The 22,480-nt window shown below is 41.6% G+C and carries 16 protein-coding genes, 3 rRNA genes and 3 riboswitches; all 19 genes read left to right on the top strand.

Annotation, left to right across the window (positions count from 1 at the left end; translation table 11 throughout):
• Positions 1-102, top strand: a riboswitch (purine riboswitch).
• Between the two features lie 157 nt (positions 103-259).
• The 19 genes from guaA (at position 260) to purH (ending at position 22,477) form a co-directional block, all read left to right on the top strand.
• A complete protein-coding gene (gene guaA / locus L6W14_RS20020; protein ID WP_131522315.1) occupies positions 260-1,813 on the top strand; it encodes a glutamine-hydrolyzing GMP synthase in 1,554 nt (517 codons plus the stop codon).
• 174 nt (positions 1,814-1,987) lie between these two features.
• Positions 1,988-2,656 carry an MOSC domain-containing protein gene (locus L6W14_RS20015; RefSeq protein WP_237898753.1) on the top strand — a complete coding sequence of 223 codons (669 nt, stop codon included), beginning with the start codon at positions 1,988-1,990 and terminating at the stop codon, positions 2,654-2,656.
• A 209-nt stretch (positions 2,657-2,865) separates the two neighbouring features.
• A riboswitch (purine riboswitch) is annotated at positions 2,866-2,967 on the top strand.
• Between the two features lie 131 nt (positions 2,968-3,098).
• Positions 3,099-4,400 carry an NCS2 family permease gene (locus L6W14_RS20010; protein ID WP_237898752.1) on the top strand — a complete coding sequence of 434 codons (1,302 nt, stop codon included), beginning with the start codon at positions 3,099-3,101 and terminating at the stop codon, positions 4,398-4,400.
• Between the two features lie 424 nt (positions 4,401-4,824).
• Positions 4,825-6,376, top strand: a 16S ribosomal RNA gene (locus L6W14_RS20005).
• Positions 6,377-6,556: 180 nt separating this feature from the next.
• Positions 6,557-9,484: ribosomal RNA gene (locus L6W14_RS20000) — 23S ribosomal RNA — on the top strand.
• Between the two features lie 70 nt (positions 9,485-9,554).
• Positions 9,555-9,670: ribosomal RNA gene (gene rrf, locus L6W14_RS19995) — 5S ribosomal RNA — on the top strand.
• Together the 16S, 23S and 5S rRNA genes form the textbook arrangement of a ribosomal RNA operon.
• Positions 9,671-9,810: 140 nt before the next feature.
• On the top strand, positions 9,811-10,077 hold the full coding sequence (locus L6W14_RS19990; protein WP_237898751.1) for a hypothetical protein: 267 nt from the start codon (positions 9,811-9,813) through the stop codon (positions 10,075-10,077).
• 140 nt (positions 10,078-10,217) lie between these two features.
• Positions 10,218-10,412 (top strand): NETI motif-containing protein, encoded by a 195-nt coding sequence (locus L6W14_RS19985; protein WP_237898749.1) that lies wholly within the window; start codon positions 10,218-10,220, stop codon positions 10,410-10,412.
• Positions 10,413-10,505: 93 nt separating this feature from the next.
• Positions 10,506-10,604: riboswitch (purine riboswitch) on the top strand.
• Between the two features lie 208 nt (positions 10,605-10,812).
• Positions 10,813-11,301 (top strand): 5-(carboxyamino)imidazole ribonucleotide mutase, encoded by a 489-nt coding sequence (purE, locus tag L6W14_RS19980; RefSeq protein ID WP_131522010.1) that lies wholly within the window; start codon positions 10,813-10,815, stop codon positions 11,299-11,301.
• Complete coding sequence (purK, locus tag L6W14_RS19975) at positions 11,298-12,422, top strand: 5-(carboxyamino)imidazole ribonucleotide synthase (protein WP_004225748.1); 1,125 nt, start codon at positions 11,298-11,300, stop codon at positions 12,420-12,422. Before purE ends, purK begins: the two co-directional genes overlap by 4 nt.
• Positions 12,423-12,435: 13 nt before the next feature.
• Positions 12,436-13,731, top strand: a complete 1,296-nt coding sequence (purB, locus tag L6W14_RS19970; RefSeq protein ID WP_131522009.1) for an adenylosuccinate lyase — start codon at positions 12,436-12,438, stop codon at positions 13,729-13,731.
• A gap of 128 nt (positions 13,732-13,859) precedes the next feature.
• A complete protein-coding gene (gene purC, locus L6W14_RS19965) occupies positions 13,860-14,570 on the top strand; it encodes a phosphoribosylaminoimidazolesuccinocarboxamide synthase (RefSeq protein WP_131522008.1) in 711 nt (236 codons plus the stop codon).
• Between the two features lie 2 nt (positions 14,571-14,572).
• Positions 14,573-14,821 carry a phosphoribosylformylglycinamidine synthase subunit PurS gene (gene purS / locus L6W14_RS19960; protein WP_004225741.1) on the top strand — a complete coding sequence of 83 codons (249 nt, stop codon included), beginning with the start codon at positions 14,573-14,575 and terminating at the stop codon, positions 14,819-14,821.
• A 2-nt stretch (positions 14,822-14,823) separates the two neighbouring features.
• Positions 14,824-15,507: a phosphoribosylformylglycinamidine synthase subunit PurQ gene (purQ, locus tag L6W14_RS19955; protein ID WP_048394895.1), complete on the top strand. Its 684-nt coding sequence runs from the start codon at positions 14,824-14,826 to the stop codon at positions 15,505-15,507.
• Positions 15,494-17,728, top strand: coding sequence for a phosphoribosylformylglycinamidine synthase subunit PurL (purL, locus tag L6W14_RS19950; protein ID WP_131522007.1), 2,235 nt, complete (start codon positions 15,494-15,496; stop codon positions 17,726-17,728). Before purQ ends, purL begins: the two co-directional genes overlap by 14 nt.
• Positions 17,704-19,128, top strand: coding sequence for an amidophosphoribosyltransferase (gene purF / locus L6W14_RS19945; protein ID WP_004225733.1), 1,425 nt, complete (start codon positions 17,704-17,706; stop codon positions 19,126-19,128). Before purL ends, purF begins: the two co-directional genes overlap by 25 nt.
• Positions 19,129-19,212: 84 nt before the next feature.
• Positions 19,213-20,268, top strand: a complete 1,056-nt coding sequence (gene purM, locus L6W14_RS19940) for a phosphoribosylformylglycinamidine cyclo-ligase (protein WP_131522006.1) — start codon at positions 19,213-19,215, stop codon at positions 20,266-20,268.
• The gene (gene purN / locus L6W14_RS19935) at positions 20,268-20,837 is read left to right on the top strand and encodes a phosphoribosylglycinamide formyltransferase (protein ID WP_004225729.1); all 570 of its coding nucleotides are present in this window, start codon (positions 20,268-20,270) and stop codon (positions 20,835-20,837) included. Before purM ends, purN begins: the two co-directional genes overlap by 1 nt.
• Positions 20,838-20,950: 113 nt before the next feature.
• A complete protein-coding gene (gene purH / locus L6W14_RS19930; RefSeq protein WP_131522005.1) occupies positions 20,951-22,477 on the top strand; it encodes a bifunctional phosphoribosylaminoimidazolecarboxamide formyltransferase/IMP cyclohydrolase in 1,527 nt (508 codons plus the stop codon).
• Positions 22,478-22,480 lie beyond the last annotated feature (3 nt).

Below are 22,480 nucleotides of genomic sequence, written 5' to 3'. Positions count from 1 at the left end.
ATTAAATGCAAGGATTGCTTTCATATAAGTTCGATAATAGGGTTCGGATGTTTCTACGAAATCACCTTAAATGATTTCTCTATGAAGGCGGATGTTTTCGTTAGGTGAAAAGTATAGTAAATCACTTTACTTTGCTACGCATTCGCCTTTATCAATATTCTAGAGCTTATGGACGCGTAGAAAGTTTTTTTACTTTCTTCGCGTTTTTCTTTGAACACATGAAAAATATCCTTTAAAAATAATAGAAGAGGTGGAAATTTTGACAGCTAGCCCTTTATTAAAAGAGCAAGAAAAAATCGTTGTATTAGACTTCGGTAGCCAATTTAACCAATTAATTACACGTCGTATTCGTGAATTTGGTGTTTTTAGTGAACTACATCCACATACGGTAACTGCAGAAGAAATTAAAGATATGAACGCAACAGGTATTATTTTCTCAGGTGGTCCAAACTCTGTTTATGATGAAAATGCCTTTCATGTGGATCCAGCTATTTTCGAATTAGGTTTACCGATTTTAGGTATTTGTTATGGTATGCAATTAATGGCACATACAAACGGCGGTAAAGTTGAAGGTGCTGAAACACGTGAGTATGGTAAAGCCGAAATTCAAGTAACAACACCAAACAAATTATTTGGTGAGTTACCTACAGAACAAATCGTTTGGATGAGCCATGGTGACCATGTAACAGAAGTTCCAGCTGGATTTGAAGTCATCGCAACTAGCGCATCTTGTCCGATTGCTGCAATGGCAAACGTTGAACGTAAACTATATGCTGTACAATTCCATCCAGAAGTACGTCACTCTGTATATGGTAATGATCTATTACGTCAATTCGTATTCGACATCTGTGAAGCGAAGGGCGATTGGTCAATGGCAAACTTCATTGAGCTTGAAATTGCAAAAATTCGTGAAATCGTTGGCGATAAAAAAGTATTATGTGCACTTTCTGGTGGTGTAGACTCATCAGTTGTAGCGGTGTTAATCCATAAAGCAATTGGCGATCAATTAACTTGTATGTTCGTAGACCACAACTTAAACCGTAAAGGTGAAGTTGAACAAGTAATGAAAACATTCACAGAAGACTTTGACATGAATCTTATTAAAATCGATGCACGTAAACGATTCATGGACAAACTCGCTGGCGTTTCTGATCCAGAGAAAAAACGTAAAATTATCGGTAATGAATTCATTTATGTATTTGATGAAGAGGCATCTAAGCTTGAGGGTATGGATTTCTTAGCACAAGGAACTCTTTACACAGATATTATTGAATCTGGTACTTCAACTGCACAAACAATCAAATCACACCATAACGTTGGTGGTCTTCCTGAAGATATGCAATTCCAACTAATCGAGCCACTGAAAACTTTATTTAAAGATGAAGTACGTGCGCTAGGCTTAGAGCTTGGACTTGACGAAAAAATCGTTTGGCGTCAACCATTCCCAGGTCCTGGATTAGGTATCCGTGTGCTTGGTGAAGTAACAGAAGAAAAATTAGAAATCGTTCGTGAATCTGATTTCATTCTACGTGAAGAAATCGCAAAAGCTGGTCTTGAGCGTGACATTTGGCAGTACTTTACGGTATTACCTGATATCCGTTCAGTTGGTGTAATGGGCGATGCTCGTACGTATGACTATGCAATAGGTATCCGTGCCGTAACATCTATCGACGGTATGACTTCTGACTGGGCACGTATTCCTTGGGATGTACTAGAGAAAATCTCTGTCCGCCTTGTAAACGAAGTAAAACACGTGAACCGCGTACTGTATGATATTACATCTAAGCCACCAGCAACGATTGAGTGGGAATAATAGCAAAAGCCCTAAAAGCCCTGAGAGGTTTTTAGGGCCTTTTTGATTTAATTCCTTCTGAATTTATGGCTTAATGAAGTATCTCAACTGCAAAAATTGCTGGTAAAGTGTTGTATGTAGTAAACTAAATGAATGCACAAGAAATTATACTATTCAGATTAGGGGGGGATTTAAATGGAGAAAAATAAACCAATGATTCATACATTAACGGTTGGGATGCCAAAAGAATTGGTTGATAGTAAAGGACGTTCAATGATTACAGGGATTGAAAAGCAACGAGTGCAAGAAGTTTATTTGTCCTCTCAAGGCTTTGAAGGGGATGATGTGGCAGATAAAAAACATCACGGTGGCCCTGATCGAGCAGTTTGTTTATATCCTGCGGAGCATTACATACAATGGGAACAGGAACTTGGAAAAACGTTACCTATTGCTGCATTTGGCGAAAATTTAACCGTAACAAATATGTTAGAAGCAGATGTGTGTATTGGTGATATTTATAAAATTGGAGATGCTGTCATTCAAATTACACAGGGACGTATTCCATGTAGTACGATTGATAGATATACCGAGGCAAACACATTACTCAAACGTTTAATCGAAACAGGCTATACAGGTTTCCTTGCGCGTGTACTTGAAGAAGGGACAATCTGTGCAGATTCAACAATTGAGCTTGTAGAAAAGCATCCTGCACGTATCTCTGTTTTGTATTGCAATGAAGTGTACTTCAAAAACAATGATGCAATCGCTATGAAACAAATACAAGCAGTAGATGCATTAGCAGAAGATTGGAAAGAAAAATTAGAAAAAAGAATTCAAATCTTGCAAAGTAAAGTGATGAGTTAAAACATAAGCTCAAAAGAAGGATCCTCTAGAATTTCTAGGGGATTTTTTCTTTAAACTGATTGGTGGAATGTTCAGTACAAAGCCTCTTTAGTAATGTATTTAATAGAACCTGAACATTAAATAAGAATTTTACACGAACTTTCGTATTTCTTTTTAGAAAAATGTTCGGAAATAGGGTTGAAATCTAAAAAACGAAATGATATATTACGAATGTAAATTAAATACGTCGTCGTATAATGTCGGGGATAAGGCCCGTGAGTTTCTACCAAGTTACCGTAAATAACTTGACTACGATTTAGGTTTATACATAAACGTATAAACACTAATTTGTTTCACACACTAATTGTGATGAAATATATCGTAGACATGCGACTAGTAGAGTAGTCAGCGTGTCTTTTTTGTTTTCGATATTGAAGACGACCACACGGAGGATTTTTTGATAATGAAAAAATATTTCATGTTCGATGAATTAGGAACTAATTATCGCCGCGAAATAATAGGCGGTATTACAACCTTCCTTGCAATGGCATATATTCTAGCTGTTAACCCAGGTATTCTAGAAAATGCAGGGATGGATAAAGGTGCTGTTTTCGTAGCAACAGCATTAGCAGCAGCAGTCGGTTCTTTGATTATGGGGGTTTTCGCTAAGTTTCCGATTTCACTTGCTCCTGGGATGGGGTTAAATGCATTCTTTGCATTTACTGTAGTCGGAGCATACGGTATTCCGTGGCAAACTGGTTTAACAGGCGTGTTTTTCTCAGGGATTATCTTTATTATTTTATCTTTAACTGGTATCCGCGAAACTGTTATTAATGCTATTCCAGTACAACTTAAGTATGCAGTTTCTGCAGGTATTGGTTTATTTATTACTTTTGTTGGTTTACAAGGAGCAGGGATCATTGTCGATAGCCCAGCGACTTTAGTCACTTTAGGAAGTTTCACAGGCGCTACTTTATTAGCGGTATTCGGAATTATTCTTTCAGTTATTCTTATTATTAAATTGCGCAGTATCGGTATTTTCTTAGGAATGGTGATTACTGCAATTATTGGGATGATCACAGGTATCATTGATCCTCCAACAGCAGTTGTATCAGCTATTCCAAGTGTAGATTCTACATTCATGGTAGCACTAGAACCACTTGGTGACTTCGGTACATTATTTAACGTGAAGTTTTTAGTAGTAGTGTTAACATTCTTGTTTGTTGATTTCTTTGATACAGCTGGTACTTTAATGGCTGTTGCGACACAAGCAGGCTTAGTAAAAGATAATAAATTACCGCGTGCAGGACGTGCCTTAATGGCAGATGCACTAGCAACAACTATCGGTTCTTTATTTGGTACGTCAACAACAACAGCGTATGTAGAGTCAACTTCTGGAGTTGCTGCAGGCGCTCGTTCAGGATTTTCAGCAGTCGTAACAGCAGTACTGTTCTTAGTTGCATTATTCTTCTCACCATTACTAGCAGTGGTAACACCAGCAGTTACTGCCCCAGCTTTAGTAATCGTAGGGGTACTAATGGTATCGTCCTTACGTTTAATTGATTGGGACAAATTCGAAATAGCAGTACCTGCATTCTTTACAGTGTTAATGATGCCACTTGGTTATTCAATTGCTACTGGTATTGCAATCGGCTTTGTATTCTATCCAATTACAATGTTATTAGCCGGTCGTAAAAAAGAAATTCACCCAATGATGTACGGTCTATTCTTTGTTTTCCTTGCATACTTCATTTGGGTACGTTAGTTAAACAGACACCTTTAATTGTTAGTAAGTTGCTAACAATTAGAGGTGTTTTTTATTGAGTTGATTCAAAATAAAAGAAGTTATTATTTTAACAGTTATATAGAAGGAACTCGGTTTTAAATAATGTGAATAGTTTTACTTTAATGAAACACTTGCAAACTTAAATTTAAGATGATATATTTAAACACGTTGTTACGAAACAAACGGACAACTTAAAAAATATTAACATAAACAGTTGACAGTGAGTTAACATTATGTTAAATTATAAAAAGTTACTTAGTGTAACTAGTAAATGAACCTTGAAAACTGAACAAGCAAAACGTAATCAATAAAGTTTTAAGTAGCTAGTTTTGCTAGTGAACGAAACACAATTTTGGACATCAAACATGATGCCAGCAAAACAATTTGAGCTAATCAAATTTCTTTTATGGAGAGTTTGATCCTGGCTCAGGACGAACGCTGGCGGCGTGCCTAATACATGCAAGTCGAGCGAACAGAAAAGGAGCTTGCTCCTTTGACGTTAGCGGCGGACGGGTGAGTAACACGTGGGCAACCTACCCTATAGTTTGGGATAACTCCGGGAAACCGGGGCTAATACCGAATAATCTCTTTTGCTTCATGGCAAGGGACTGAAAGACGGTTTCGGCTGTCGCTATAGGATGGGCCCGCGGCGCATTAGCTAGTTGGTGAGGTAACGGCTCACCAAGGCGACGATGCGTAGCCGACCTGAGAGGGTGATCGGCCACACTGGGACTGAGACACGGCCCAGACTCCTACGGGAGGCAGCAGTAGGGAATCTTCCACAATGGGCGAAAGCCTGATGGAGCAACGCCGCGTGAGTGAAGAAGGTTTTCGGATCGTAAAACTCTGTTGTAAGGGAAGAACAAGTACAGTAGTAACTGGCTGTACCTTGACGGTACCTTATTAGAAAGCCACGGCTAACTACGTGCCAGCAGCCGCGGTAATACGTAGGTGGCAAGCGTTGTCCGGAATTATTGGGCGTAAAGCGCGCGCAGGCGGTCCTTTAAGTCTGATGTGAAAGCCCACGGCTCAACCGTGGAGGGTCATTGGAAACTGGGGGACTTGAGTGCAGAAGAGGAAAGTGGAATTCCAAGTGTAGCGGTGAAATGCGTAGAGATTTGGAGGAACACCAGTGGCGAAGGCGACTTTCTGGTCTGTAACTGACGCTGAGGCGCGAAAGCGTGGGGAGCAAACAGGATTAGATACCCTGGTAGTCCACGCCGTAAACGATGAGTGCTAAGTGTTAGGGGGTTTCCGCCCCTTAGTGCTGCAGCTAACGCATTAAGCACTCCGCCTGGGGAGTACGGTCGCAAGACTGAAACTCAAAGGAATTGACGGGGGCCCGCACAAGCGGTGGAGCATGTGGTTTAATTCGAAGCAACGCGAAGAACCTTACCAGGTCTTGACATCCCGTTGACCACTGTAGAGATATAGTTTCCCCTTCGGGGGCAACGGTGACAGGTGGTGCATGGTTGTCGTCAGCTCGTGTCGTGAGATGTTGGGTTAAGTCCCGCAACGAGCGCAACCCTTGATCTTAGTTGCCATCATTTAGTTGGGCACTCTAAGGTGACTGCCGGTGACAAACCGGAGGAAGGTGGGGATGACGTCAAATCATCATGCCCCTTATGACCTGGGCTACACACGTGCTACAATGGACGATACAAACGGTTGCCAACTCGCGAGAGGGAGCTAATCCGATAAAGTCGTTCTCAGTTCGGATTGTAGGCTGCAACTCGCCTACATGAAGCCGGAATCGCTAGTAATCGCGGATCAGCATGCCGCGGTGAATACGTTCCCGGGCCTTGTACACACCGCCCGTCACACCACGAGAGTTTGTAACACCCGAAGTCGGTGAGGTAACCTTTTGGAGCCAGCCGCCGAAGGTGGGATAGATGATTGGGGTGAAGTCGTAACAAGGTAGCCGTATCGGAAGGTGCGGCTGGATCACCTCCTTTCTAAGGATTATTTCGGAATACAAACCTTGGGTTTGTAAGATTACGTTTTGCGTTCAGTTTTGAAGGTTCATTCTTCTGAATGAAACACTTCAAAACTTGTTCTTTGAAAACTGGATAAAACGACATTGAAATTGTAACAAACACATTTATTTTTTAAGTTTTTTATAGGCTTAATAACTTGGTTAAGTTATTAAGGGCGCACGGCGAATGCCTTGGCACTAGGAGCCGAAGAAGGACGGCACTAACACCGATATGCTTCGGGGAGCTGTAAGTGAGCTTTGATCCGGAGATTTCCGAATGGGGGAACCCACTACGTTTAATCGCGTAGTATCTTGACGTGAATACATAGCGTCTTGAAGGCAGACCCAGGGAACTGAAACATCTAAGTACCTGGAGGAAGAGAAAGAAAAATCGATTCCCTGAGTAGCGGCGAGCGAAACGGGAAGAGCCCAAACCAAGAGGCTTGCCTCTTGGGGTTGTAGGACACTCTATACGGAGTTACAAAAGAGCGAGTTAGATGAAGCGACTTGGAAAGGTCCGCCAGAGCAGGTAAAAGCCCTGTAGTCGAAAGTTCGTTCTCTCCTGAGTGGATCCTGAGTACGGCGGAACACGTGAAATTCCGTCGGAATCCGGGAGGACCATCTCCCAAGGCTAAATACTACCTAGTGACCGATAGTGAACCAGTACCGTGAGGGAAAGGTGAAAAGCACCCCGGAAGGGGAGTGAAAGAGATCCTGAAACCGTGTGCCTACAAGTAGTTAGAGCCCGTTAATGGGTGATAGCGTGCCTTTTGTAGAATGAACCGGCGAGTTACGATTACGTGCGAGGTTAAGCTTTAGAAGGCGGAGCCGCAGCGAAAGCGAGTCTGAATAGGGCGAAATAGTACGTGGTCGTAGACCCGAAACCAGGTGATCTACCCATGTCCAGGGTGAAGGTGAGGTAACACTTACTGGAGGCCCGAACCCACGCACGTTGAAAAGTGCGGGGATGAGGTGTGGGTAGCGGAGAAATTCCAATCGAACTTGGAGATAGCTGGTTCTCTCCGAAATAGCTTTAGGGCTAGCCTCGTGATGAGAATACTGGAGGTAGAGCACTGTTTGGACTAGGGGGCCATCCCGGTTTACCGAATTCAGACAAACTCCGAATGCCAGATATTTATACACGGGAGTCAGACTGCGAGTGATAAGATCCGTAGTCAAAAGGGAAACAGCCCAGACCACCAGCTAAGGTCCCAAAGTAATCGTTAAGTGGAAAAGGATGTGGCGTTGCACAGACAACCAGGATGTTGGCTTAGAAGCAGCCATCATTTAAAGAGTGCGTAATAGCTCACTGGTCGAGTGACGCTGCGCCGAAAATGTATCGGGGCTAAACGATTCACCGAAGCTGTGGATTGACATCTACGATGTCAGTGGTAGGAGAGCGTTCTAAGTGCGTTGAAGTCAGATCGGAAGGACTGGTGGAGCGCTTAGAAGTGAGAATGCCGGTATGAGTAGCGAAAGACGGGTGAGAATCCCGTCCACCGTATGACTAAGGTTTCCTGAGGAAGGCTCGTCCGCTCAGGGTTAGTCGGGACCTAAGCCGAGGCCGATAGGCGTAGGCGATGGACAACAGGTTGATATTCCTGTACCACCTCCTCACCGTTTGAGAAATGGGGGGACGCAGTAGGATAGGGTAAGCGCGCCGTTGGTTGTGCGCGTCCAAGCAGTAAGGCGTGTGTGTAGGCAAATCCGCACACTGTAACGTTGAGCTGTGATGGCGAGTCCGTATGGACGAAGTTCCTGATTTCACACTGCCAAGAAAAGCCTCTATCGAGGTGAGAGGTGCCCGTACCGCAAACCGACACAGGTAGTCGAGGAGAGAATCCTAAGGTGTGCGAGAGAACTCTCGTTAAGGAACTCGGCAAAATGACCCCGTAACTTCGGGAGAAGGGGTGCTCTTGAGCGTGCAAGCGCATGAGAGCCGCAGTGAATAGGCCCAGGCGACTGTTTAGCAAAAACACAGGTCTCTGCAAAACCGTAAGGTGACGTATAGGGGCTGACGCCTGCCCGGTGCTGGAAGGTTAAGAGGAGTGGTTAGCGCAAGCGAAGCTGCGAATTGAAGCCCCAGTAAACGGCGGCCGTAACTATAACGGTCCTAAGGTAGCGAAATTCCTTGTCGGGTAAGTTCCGACCCGCACGAAAGGCGTAACGATCTGGGCACTGTCTCAACGAGAGACTCGGTGAAATTATAGTACCTGTGAAGATGCAGGTTACCCGCGACAGGACGGAAAGACCCCGTGGAGCTTTACTGTAGCCTGATATTGAATTTTGGTACAACTTGTACAGGATAGGTAGGAGCCAGAGATCTCGGAGCGCCAGCTTCGAAGGAGGCGTCGGTGGGATACTACCCTGGTTGTATTGAAATTCTAACCCATGCCCCTTAGCGGGGCAGGAGACAGTGTCAGGCGGACAGTTTGACTGGGGCGGTCGCCTCCTAAAAGGTAACGGAGGCGCCCAAAGGTTCCCTCAGAATGGTTGGAAATCATTCGTAGAGTGTAAAGGCACAAGGGAGCTTGACTGCGAGACCTACAAGTCGAGCAGGGTCGAAAGACGGGCTTAGTGATCCGGTGGTTCCGCATGGAAGGGCCATCGCTCAACGGATAAAAGCTACCCCGGGGATAACAGGCTTATCTCCCCCAAGAGTCCACATCGACGGGGAGGTTTGGCACCTCGATGTCGGCTCATCGCATCCTGGGGCTGTAGTCGGTCCCAAGGGTTGGGCTGTTCGCCCATTAAAGCGGTACGCGAGCTGGGTTCAGAACGTCGTGAGACAGTTCGGTCCCTATCCGTCGTGGGCGTAGGAAATTTGAGAGGAGCTGTCCTTAGTACGAGAGGACCGGGATGGACACACCGCTGGTGTACCAGTTGTCTTGCCAAAGGCATCGCTGGGTAGCTATGTGTGGACGGGATAAGTGCTGAAAGCATCTAAGCATGAAGCCCCCCTCAAGATGAGATTTCCCATTACGCAAGTAAGTAAGATCCCTCAAAGACGATGAGGTAGATAGGTTCGAGGTGGAAGTGTGGTGACACATGGAGCTGACGAATACTAATCGATCGAGGACTTAACCAAAAACGTTTGAAACATTCAATGCACCGTTTATCCAGTTTTGAAAGAACAAATCTTTCAATTAAATACAAAGTCTAGTGATGATGGCAAAGAGGTCACACCCGTTCCCATACCGAACACGGAAGTTAAGCTCTTTAGCGCCGATGGTAGTTGGGGGCTTCCCCCTGTGAGAGTAGGACGTCGCTAGGCAATTATAAAGTCATGGATCTATTCCATGACTTTTTTTTATTTTGTGAACTATTCATAAAATGCTATAATATATTTAAGTGGATTTAAAGGAAAATTCTTTCACCTAGATACATTCTGGATTTAATAATGGAGGAATCAAAATGAGGCAGAACATTTTTTCTGCGATTTCGATCTCAAGTCTACTACTTATATTCTTTATGTTTGGCTATGATTCAACCAAATGGTATGGAAACTTTTTTACATTTCTCTATCGTGTAAATATGTTTATGCCGTTTATTTTAGGTGGTTTAGGCATCACCAGTGCCCTATTTGGCATCAAAGGATATCGTATGGTTCTTGTTGTCCTTCATTTGTTCCTACTGTTATTATTTTTTTGTATCTATTTAAAGGCATTTTATATTCTATGAGCATTCATCAAAACTGCGGAGAGAAATCTGCAGTTTTTTTCTATTTATTTAAGTTCTTACATACTTCTGTAAGCAACAAAAGGTATAATGAATTACAAATTGGTTGTGAATGAATATGTACAATGGAAAGGAAGAAAAAGTTGGGAAAAAAGCAAATTTGGTATGAGGTACTGGAAAACGAGTCAATCGAGGATTGCTTGGCAAGAATGCGGAAAGATGGCTTTATGGTCATAGGACGAAAAGAAGAGCCGCTTTTTCATATCGTAGATGGCGAGCCAGCTTATCTGCGTCAAAAAATTCAGTTTAAAGGTATACCTGCTCAAGATATCGAATGATTTTGACTAAAAACCGAACATTTTTTTTCGCCTAATAAAAAATGTTCGCATTTTTGGATTGACGATAAGACAATCCCTTGTTAAAATGTGAGAAGGAAAAACAAATAGATCCCACATATATGCTAGAGGATTGGCTCTAGTGTCTCTACCCGGCACCGTAAATGCTGGACTATGCGGGAAAGCACTTTTGGCGTATGGTGAGAAGGTCTTTGTACAGCTATGTACATGGAGACGATCTTGTCCGAATAATCCTCAAGTAAACTGCTTTCACGTGTACTGGTAGAGAGTAGTTTACTTGGGGATTTTCTTTGTAAATAAGAATTGCAGTAGCTATTTAAAATAGAGGCTAGCACAATAAATAATTGATCATTTTTCTATCGTTTAAAAGGAGCGACAATTTATGAATCCGAAAATCGGTGTCATTATGGGTAGTTCAAGTGACTGGGAAACAATGAAACATGCATGTGATATTTTAGATGAATTACAAGTACCGTACGAAAAGAAAGTTGTATCTGCACATCGTACACCTGATTTAATGTTTGAATATGCAGAGGCAGCTCGCGAGCGAGGAATACAAGTAATTATTGCTGGTGCAGGTGGTGCTGCACATTTGCCAGGAATGGTGGCAGCTAAAACAACATTACCTGTCATTGGTGTACCAGTTCAATCACGAGCACTTAATGGACTTGATTCACTATTATCCATCGTTCAAATGCCTGGTGGCGTACCTGTAGCTACTGTAGCGATTGGCAAAGCAGGAGCGACTAATGCAGGGTTACTTGCAGCTCAGATTTTGTCAACAACAGATGTGGAGCTTGCTAATAAATTAGATGCTAGACGTGAAGCAACAAAGCAGCAAGTATTAGAAAGTACAGGTGACTTAGTGTGACGAAGATTATTTATCCTGGACAAACGATAGGCATTATAGGCGGAGGACAACTTGGTCGAATGATGGCACTTGCTGCAAAAGAGTCAGGTTTTAAAGTGGCTGTTCTTGAACCAGCAATGGACTCACCTTGTGGGCAGGTAGCAGATATTCGCATTGTAGCTCCATATGATGATGAAGCTGCTTTAGAAGAACTTGCAGAAGTAAGTGATATTATCACATATGAATTTGAAAATATTGATTATGAAGGCTTAAAGCGTTTATCACAAATGGCTTATGTTCCTCAAGGAGCAGAGTTGGTACGTATTACACAAAACCGTATAACAGAGAAAGAAGCTATTGTGAAAGCTGGTTGCCCAGTAGCACCATATATTGTTGCAAAAACTTATGAAGAATTAGTAGCCAATATTGATTCGATTGGTTATCCTTGTATAGTCAAAACAGCAAGAGGTGGTTATGATGGCAAGGGACAGCAGCTTTTAAAATCAACTGAAGATTTGCCTTTAGCGAAAGAATTATTCACACATTCACAATGTATTGCAGAAGGGTTTGTTCCTTTCGTAAAGGAAGTATCGGTCATTGTTCAAAGAAATGGTCATGGTGAATCGTATTGTCAGCCAGTTGGAGAGAACATTCATGTTCATCATATTCTTCACGAGACAATAGTACCTGCTCGCATAACTGAAAGCACAGCTCAAGCTGCCGAACGAGAAGCTTTGAAAATTGCAGATTATTTACATTTAGTAGGAACGCTAGCAGTAGAAATGTTTGTATTAGAAGATGGTAGTATTGTTATCAATGAATTAGCACCAAGACCTCATAATTCTGGTCACTATTCAATTGAAGCATGTAATGTTTCACAATTCCATCAACATATTCGTGCTGTTTGTGGATGGCCGTTACGTAAGCCACAACTATGGGCACCGTCCATTATGGTCAATGTATTAGGGCAGCATGTCGTGCCACTCAGTAACTCAATTGCTAAATATCCTGAATGGTCCATACATCTTTATGGGAAAGCTGAAGCTAAGGTCAACCGTAAAATGGGCCATGTGACGATTATGACAAAAGACTTAGAAGCTACACTACAACAAATCGAAAGTTCTGGCATTTGGTCAGAATAGAAGGAGATACGCAATGATTGAACGTTACACAAGACCCGAAATGGGCGCAATTTGGACAGAACAAAATAAATACCAAGCTTGGCTAGAGGTTGAAATTTTAGCTTGTGAAGCATGGGCAGAGTTAGGGGATATCCCAAAAGAGGATGTTGCTAAAATTCGTGAAAATGCTTCATTTGATGTGAATCGTATATTAGAAATTGAACAAGAAACTCGTCATGACGTTGTAGCCTTTACTCGTGCTGTTTCTGAAACACTTGGAGAAGAGCGCAAATGGGTACATTATGGTTTAACTTCTACTGACGTAGTAGATACAGCACTTTCTTATTTAATCAAACAAGCAAATGATATTTTACGAAAAGATATCGTAAATTTCATTGATATTATTGCTGCTAAGGCAAAAGAACATAAACATACAGTTATGATGGGACGCACACATGGTGTTCATGCTGAACCAACAACTTTCGGTTTGAAACTTGGTTTATGGTACGAGGAAATGAAGCGTAACCTTGAACGTTTTGAAGCAGCTGCGAAAGTAATTGAAACAGGAAAAATGTCTGGGGCTGTTGGAACATATGCCAATATTGATCCTCGTGTTGAGCAATATGTTTGCGATAAATTAGGCCTTGCAGCATCACCGATTTCAACACAAACTTTACAGCGCGACCGCCATGCTCAGTATTTAGGTGCATTAGCTTTAATCGCTACTTCAATTGAAAAATTCGCAACAGAAATTCGTGGACTACAGAAATCTGAAACACGCGAAGTGGAGGAAGCTTTTGCAAAAGGTCAAAAAGGTTCGTCCGCAATGCCACATAAGCGTAATCCAATCGGTTCTGAAAACATGGTTGGTATGTCCCGTTTAATGCGAGGTTATATGGTGACTGCTTATGAAAATGTAGCTTTATGGCATGAGCGTGATATTTCACATTCATCTGCAGAGCGTGTTATTTTACCGGATGCAACAATTACTCTTAACTATATGCTAAATCGCTTCGGTAATATTGTGAAAAACTTAACAGTATTCCCTGAGAACATGAAACGTAATATGGATCGTACATTTGGTCTTATTTATTCTCAACGCATCTTACTAGCATTGATTGATAAAGGATTAGTACGAGAAGAAGCTTATGATACAGTACAACCTTTAGCAATGCAGGCTTGGGACGAGCAAGTTCAGTTCCGTACATTAGTCGATGGAAGTGAAAAAATCACATCTTATTTAACAAAAGAAGAGTTGGATGATTGTTTTGATTACAACTACCACTTACAGCATGTTGATATGATTTTTGAACGACTAGGACTTAACTAATATTTATTTAGCCATCTAATAATAAATGTTAGAGCCACCCGTAAAAGTTTCAGAGTTGAATCGTAGAGATACGGTTCAATTCTGAATATTATTACAAGCGTATCTCATAATATCAGGGGGAAAACGAAATGACTAAAGGTCAACTTTTGTATGAAGGTAAAGCAAAAAAATTGTTCACAACAGAGGAGCCAAATGTGCTACTTGTTGAGTACAAGGATAGTGCAACAGCATTCAATGGTGAAAAGAAAGAGGAAATTGAAGGTAAGGGCATTTTAAATAATCGCATTACTTCATTAATTTTCGAAAAATTACAAGCTAACGGAATTGCGTCACATTTCGTAAAACAATTATCCGATACACAACAACTTGTAAAAAAAGTAGAAATTATTCCGATTGAGGTAGTTGTTCGTAATATTGCTGCTGGAAGTTTAGCAAAGCGCCTAGGTCTTGAAGAGGGGACACCTTTAAAACGACCAATCGTTGAATTTTATTATAAAGACGATGATTTAGGCGACCCACTTATTACGACAGAACATATTGATGTTCTTGAACTTGCCACACCAACTGAAGTGACAGCTATTTATGATGGTGCATTAGCCGTTAACAAAGTGCTACAGCCGATCTTTGCAGATGTCAATGTGACATTGATTGATTTTAAATTAGAGTTTGGCCGTGATATGGATGGTCATGTATTATTGGCAGATGAAATTTCACCAGATACATGCCGACTTTGGGATGCAACAACGAAGCAAAAGTTAGACAAAGATGTTTTTCGTCGTGACCTTGGTAATTTAACTGAAGTTTATACTATTATACTTTCTAGACTCGGAGGCAAATAACAATGAAAAAAGTAAAAATCTATGTAACATTACGTGAGAGTATTCTTGATCCTCAAGGCTCTGCAGTACAAGGTTCTTTAGCTAAGATGGGCTACGGTGAAGTAGAAGATTTACGTATCGGTAAATATCTTGAACTATCAATTAAAGATTCAGAACGTGACATTGATACTCTAGTAAAAGAAATGTGTGAAAAGGTTTTAACGAACGTTGTAATTGAAGACTACCGTTACGAAGTCGAGGAGGCTATTTAATCATGAAATTCGCAGTACTCGTATTCCCTGGGTCAAACTGTGACATCGATATGTATCATGCGATTAAAGACGAGCTAGGTGAAGAAGTAGAATATGTATGGCATACAGCAACAGATCTAAGTGGTTTTGATGGTGTATTAGTACCTGGAGGATTCTCCTATGGGGATTATCTTCGTTGTGGTGCAATGGCTAATCAATCTAACATTATGACAGAAGTTAAGAAGGCAGCAGATGCTGGTAAACCTGTATTAGGTGTATGTAATGGCTTCCAAATCCTTACGGAAGCAGGTTTATTGCCAGGAGCTTTATTGCGCAATAAAAACTTAAAATTTATGTGCCGTACAGTGCAGCTTAAAGTTGAAAACAACAATACATTATTCACAAATCAATATGAGCAAGGTCAAATCATCAATATTCCAATCGCACATGGTGAAGGTAACTACTACTGTGACGAGGAAACTTTACAATCACTAAAAGATAATAATCAAATCGTATTCACATACTCAGGTGACAATCCAAACGGTTCTTTAGAAGATATCGCAGGGATTATAAACGAGCGCGGCAATGTATTAGGGATGATGCCACACCCAGAGCGAGCTGTTGATGCACTGGTGGGCGGCGCAGACGGTCTAGCAGTATTTAAATCAATCGTGAAGCAGTGGAGGGAAAATCATGTCAACAACTAAGTTTGAGCCAACAGCACAGCAGATTAAAGATGAGAAGCTATACGCTGGAATGGGGATGTCAGACGAAGAATTTGCAATGGTAGAAGGTATTTTAGGACGTCTACCTAATTGGACAGAGACAGGTCTTTTCTCAGTAATGTGGTCTGAACACTGCTCGTACAAAAATTCAAAGCCAGTACTACGTAAATTCCCTACTAAAGGGCCACAGGTACTACAAGGACCAGGTGAAGGTGCAGGTATTGTTGATATTGGTGACGAACAAGCAGTAGTGTTTAAAATGGAATCACATAACCATCCATCTGCAATAGAACCTTATCAAGGAGCTGCAACGGGTGTGGGTGGTATCATCCGTGACGTTTTCTCAATGGGTGCACGTCCAATTGCAATGTTAAACTCATTACGCTTTGGTGAATTAAAGTCAGCGCGTGGTAAATATCTATTTGAAGAAGTAGTAGCGGGAATCGCAGGATATGGTAACTGTATCGGAATCCCAACAGTAGGTGGCGAAATTCAATTTGATCCTTGCTATGAAGGTAATCCCCTAGTGAATGCTATGTGTGTCGGTTTAATTGATCATAAAGATATTCAACGAGGTATTGCTGCTGGTGTAGGTAATACAGTGATGTATGTTGGAGCGAAAACAGGCCGTGATGGTATTCATGGTGCAACATTCGCCTCTGAGGAATTAACTGAGGAATCAGAAAACCAACGTCCAGCGGTACAAGTTGGAGATCCATTTATGGAGAAGCTTTTACTTGAAGCTTGTTTAGAGGTTGTAAAATCGGATGCTCTAGTTGGTATTCAAGATATGGGTGCAGCTGGTCTTACTTCTTCTTCAGCAGAAATGGCTTCAAAGGCTGGTTCTGGTGTAGAAATGAACTTAGATTTAGTGCCTCAGCGTGAAACAGGAATGTCAGCGTATGAAATGATGTTGTCTGAGTCTCAAGAACGTATGCTTTTAGTTGTGAAAAAAGGTCGCGAAGATGAAATTAAAGCGATTTTCGATAAATATGATTTAGATGCTGTAGCAATTGGTCGTGTAACGGACGATAAAATGCTTCGTCTTTTACACAATGGACAAGTGGTGGCAGAGGTACCTGCTGATGCATTAGCAGAAGATGCACCTGTTTATCATAAACCATCTGCAGAACCTGCATACTATGCTCAGTTCCAAGCAATCGAAAACACTGAACCTGCTGTGACTGATTACAAAGAAACACTAATTGCTCTATTAAAAGCACCGACAATTGCTTCGAAAGAATGGGTATACGATCAGTACGATTATCAGGTTCGTACTTCAACTGTTGTTAAACCAGGCTCTGATGCGGCTGTTATTCGTGTACGTGGTACAAATAAAGGCTTAGCAATGACAACGGACTGTAACTCTCGCTACATTTATCTAGACCCAGAAGTGGGCGGTGCTATTGCAGTAGCTGAAGCAGCTCGTAATATTGTTGCAACTGGAGGTACGCCACTTGCAATTACAGACTGCTTAAACTTTGGTAATCCAGAGAAACCAGAAATCTTCTGGCAAATTGAAAAATCTGCAGATGGTATTTCGGCAGCTTGTACGGCATTAAATGCTCCAGTAATCGGAGGTAACGTTTCTCTTTATAATGAGCGTTCAGGCGAAGCGGTGTATCCAACGCCAACAATTGGTATGGTTGGTCTTATTGAAGACTTAGCACATGTAACGACACAGGATGTAAAGGCAGCAGGAGATCTTGTCTTTGTTATTGGTGAGACAAAAACAGAATTTGGTGGTTCAGAGCTTCAAAAACTTTTAAATAATGGTGTTATTTCAGGGAAAGCGCCAGCTATTGATTTAGAGGTTGAAGCGACACGTCAGCAAGCTTTATTAAAGGCGATTAAAGCAGGCCTTGTTCAATCTGCGCATGATGTAGCAGAGGGAGGTCTAGCTGTGGCGATTGCTGAAACAACATTTGGCGCTAACGGTCTTGGTGTGGATGTAACATTAACAGGCTCTGCAACAACTGCGCTATTCAGTGAGAGTCAATCTCGTTTTGTTGTCACAGTTAAAGAAGAAAATGCTGCAGCATTTGTAGAAATCATGAAAGATGCTCAAAAAATTGGTGTCGTAACAAACGATGCACTTGTGAAAATCAACGGGGACAAAGGTGTGCTTGTAGAAGGTACAGTGGAGGAATTCCGTTCTAATTGGAAAGGAGCAATCCCATGCTTGCTGAACTCAGAGGCTTAAACGAAGAATGTGGGGTGTTTGGTATTTGGGGTAACCCAAATCCAGCACACCTTAGCTATTACGGGCTTCATGCTCTTCAACACCGTGGACAAGAAGGCGCTGGAATTGTCGTTTCAGACGGACAGCATCTTCGCGCGGTGAAAGGCGAAGGACTAGTTAATGATGTTTTCAACGAAGATAAATTAAAAGCAGTGAACGGCAAAGCAGCTATTGCGCATGTTCGTTATACGACTGCTGGTGGTGGCGGTATCGAAAATGTACAGCCATTATTATTCCACTCCTCAACTGGTAGCCTTTCAATTGCCCATAACGGTAACTTAGTCAATGCGACACATTTAAAGCAATATCTAGAGCGACAAGGTAGCATTTTCCACTCTAGCTCTGATACAGAAGTGTTGGCGCATCTTATTAAGAAAAGTTCGCATTCACCATTCCGTGCGAAGGTGAAAAATGCCCTCTCTCTTTTAAAGGGTGCCTATTCTTTCTTAATTATGACAAAGGATGAAATGCTTGTTGCACGTGATCCACATGGTTTACGTCCACTATCTCTTGGAAAGCTAGGAGATGGCTGGGTGGTAGCTTCTGAAACTTGTGCATTCGATTTAATTGGTGCAGAATTTGTTCGTTCGGTAGAACCAGGTGAATTAATCATTATTAATGATGAGGGCGTAAAATCAGATCGTTTTGCTGATATGGATAAACGTTCGATGTGTGCGATGGAATATGTTTATTTAGCACGTCCTGATTCGGATATTGATGGTATTAACGTTCATATGGCACGAAAACGTATGGGTAAACAGCTTGCTCGTGAGTGTGCGCATATTGAAGCAGATGTTGTAACAGGTGTTCCTGATTCAAGTATTTCCGCAGCGATTGGTTTTGCAGAAGAAAGTGGAATCCCTTATGAATTAGGTCTTATTAAAAACCGTTATGTTGGTCGTACGTTTATTCAGCCGACACAGGAGCTACGTGAACGTGGTGTGAAAATGAAACTTTCACCTGTTGTTCAAGTCGTAAAAGGAAAAAAAGTAGTAATGGTTGATGATTCTATCGTTCGTGGTACAACATCTCGTCGCATTGTCAAAATGCTAAAAGATGCTGGCGCAGCGGAAGTTCATGTTGTGATTTCATCACCGCCGATGACAAACCCTTGTTATTATGGCATTGATACATCAACGCATGAAGAACTAATTGCTTCTAGTCATAATGTAGATGAAATTCGTGAAGCAATTGGTGCAGATTCTCTGACATTCCTTTCTGTTGAGGGGATGGTAGAAACAATTGCACGACCATACGAAGATGAAAACCGAGGACTTTGTCTTGCATGCTTTACAGGCAAATATCCAACAGAGATTTTCCCGGATACGATTTTGCCACATGAAAAAGAATTATTACGTTAAGAACAACATCGCAACAAATTAGTGTCTTACAGTCATTTCTATCTAGGAAACTTAGGCGACTTGGATGATAAGGAGGAACTCTGCGTGTCAAAGGCATATGAACAAGCAGGTGTAAATATTGAAGCGGGCTATGAAGCCGTAAAACGAATGAAGTCTCATGTTGAACGTACGAACCGTCTAGGTGTAATGGGGACATTTGGTGGTTTTGGTGGCATGTTTGACTTGTCAGAACTGAATCTTAAAGAACCTGTTCTTATTTCGGGGACAGATGGTGTTGGAACAAAGCTAAAGCTAGCCTTCATGGTAGACAAGCACGATACAATCGGTGTGGACTGTGTAGCAATGTGTGTAAATGATATTGTTGCTCAAGGAGCAGAACCGCTGTACTTTTTAGATTACGTAGCTCTTGGGAAAGCAGAGCCTGCAAAAATCGAACAAATTGTCAAAGGTGTTGCAGATGGCTGTGTGCAATCAGGTGCGGCTCTAATAGGTGGAGAAACTGCGGAAATGCCTGGTCTTTATGAAGAAGATGAATATGATCTAGCTGGCTTTGCAGTAGGCGCTTGTGAAAAGTCTGCTATCGTGACAGGTGAAGAAATCGTAGAAGGCGATGTACTTATTGGAATTGCATCAAGTGGTGTACATTCAAACGGTTATTCTTTAGTGCGTAAAATTGTCTTTGCAGATCATCAATATGCTGTGGATGCTATTGTAGAAGGCTATGAAGATCTAGGCCCAATCGGTGAGGCGCTTCTAGTGCCAACAAAGCTATATGCTAAACCTGTGCTAGCAGCTTTAAAGGCAGCAGATGTACATGGCTGTGCACATGTTACAGGTGGCGGTTTCTATGAAAATCTACCACGCATGATGCCAGAGGGACTAGCAACGGAAATCGACTTAGGTTCTTGGCCTGTATTACGTATCTTTGAATTCCTAAAAGATAAGGGTCAGCTAGAAGATAAGGATTTATATAATGTGTTTAACATGGGTATTGGCTTTGTAATAGCTGTGCCAGAAACTGAAGCTGATAAAGTAATCGCTGCAGTTGAAGCAAATGGTGAAAAGGCTTATACAATCGGACGTGTTATTAAAGGTGACGGAGTAGTATTTAATGGCTCACATGATGGGAGTTTAGCGTAATGACTGCACCAACAAAAATAGCCGTGTTCGCGTCAGGTAGCGGTAGCAATTTTCAAGCCATTCAAGAGGCCATTGAACGTGGTGAACTCCATGCAAAGGTTGCACTAGTGGTCACAGATAAGCCTGGAGCATTTGTAGTAACGCGTGCTGAAAACTTTGGGATTCCAGTGTTAGCATTGAATCCAAAAGAGTTTGTCTCAAAGTCAGCTTATGAGACAGCAATTATCGAAGCTTTACATGAGTGCGATGTGAAATGGATTGTGCTTGCTGGGTATATGCGTTTAATCAGTGACGTATTATTAGCAGCCTTTCCACAGCGAATTGTTAATATTCACCCGTCCCTATTGCCTGCCTTTCCTGGAAAGGACGCTATTGGACAAGCCATTAATCATGGTGTGAAAATAACAGGTGTCACAGTGCATTTTGTTGATGAAGGAATGGATACTGGACCAATTATCGCTCAGGCAGCGGTACCTGTCATTGAAGGAAATCGCGAGGCAACAGAAGCTGAAATTCATAAACAAGAGCATTTATTATATACAAAGGCATTACAGCAATTATTACAATAACTGAAGAAGGAGTTAGGTCGAGAATCCTACTCAACAAGTAAGACCTAACTCTATTAATCTATTGAAGCAAGTCAGTTCGTGGACAGCACGATAAAAATTAGGAGGATATTGTTGTGACAAAACGTGCATTAATCAGTGTTTCCAATAAAGATGGTATTTTAGAATTTGCAAAGGAATTAGTAGCATTAGGTTATGAAATTTTATCAACTGGCGGTACAAAAAAAATGTTACAGGATAATGCGGTAGCTGTAACAGCAGTAGATGAAGTAACGAAGTTTCCTGAAATTTTAGATGGTCGTGTAAAAACTTTAAATCCAATGATTCACGGTGGTCTATTAGGAAAGTTTGATGATGTCTCTCATCAAGCACAGATGAATGAGCATGGAATTGAACCAATTGAAATTGTTTGTGTGAATCTCTATCCGTTTGTTGAAACAATTTCAAAGCCTAATGTAACTTGGGATGATGCAATTGAAAACATTGATATCGGTGGTCCAACAATGTTACGTTCTGCTGCAAAAAACCATCAATATGTAACAGTAATCGTGGACAGCAATGACTATGCAACAGTATTAGAGGAACTTAAAGCAGACGGTGCCACAACAATTGAAACACGTCGTAAACTAGCTGCGAAAGTTTTCCGTCACACAGCCGCTTATGATTCTTATATTTCGAACTACCTGACTGAAGAAGAGTTCCCAGAGAGCTTAACGATGACATATGAATTAAAGCAAAATTTACGCTATGGCGAAAACCCTCACCAAAAAGCGGCCTTCTACCAAAAGCGTCTTGGCTCTGACTTTTCATTAGCTTATGCTACACAATTACATGGTAAAGAGTTATCCTACAATAATATTCAAGATGGTAATGCAGCATTGCAAATTGTAAAAGAATTTGAAATGCCAGCTGCTGTAGCGGTGAAACATATGAATCCATGTGGTGTTGGCACTGGTGTCACGTTAGAGGCAGCATTCGATAAAGCATATGAGGCCGATCCAACATCTATTTTTGGCGGTATTATCGCATTAAATATGGAAGTAGATGCAGCAACTGCTGAGAAGCTAAGTCATATTTTCCTAGAAATTATTATTGCACCTGCTTTCTCACAAGAAGCATTAGATATTTTAACGAAAAAGAAAAATATCCGCTTACTAACAATTCCTTTCGAGCAAGCGAAACAAGATTCATTCAATGTAGTATCAGTTGAGGGTGGCCTTCTTGTGCAGGAGCCAGATCGTTATGGCTTCGGCAATGCGGATATTAAAGTGATGACAGATCGTGAACCAACAGAGCAAGAATGGGAAGCATTGCAACTTGGTTGGTCTGTTGTCAAACATGTGAAATCCAATGCGATTGTTGTAACAGATTCCCAAATGACACTTGGGGTTGGCGCAGGTCAAATGAATCGTGTAGGTGCAGCTAAAATTGCCTTTGAACAAGCTGGAGAAAAAGCAAAAGGTGCCGCATTAGCATCAGACGCATTTTTCCCAATGAGCGATACTGTGGAGGCGGCGGCAGCTGCAGGGATTACAGCAATTATTCAACCAGGTGGTTCCATTAAAGATCAAGATTCCATTGATAAAGCAAATGAATACGGCATTGCGATGGTATTCACAGGTGTACGTCATTTTAAACATTAATTG

Source organism: Lysinibacillus sp. ACHW1.5 (assembly GCF_022014815.1).
GTDB classification, from domain to species: Bacteria; Bacillota; Bacilli; order Bacillales_A; family Planococcaceae; genus Lysinibacillus; species Lysinibacillus capsici.
This window is presented reverse-complemented; position numbering and strand designations above follow the sequence as displayed.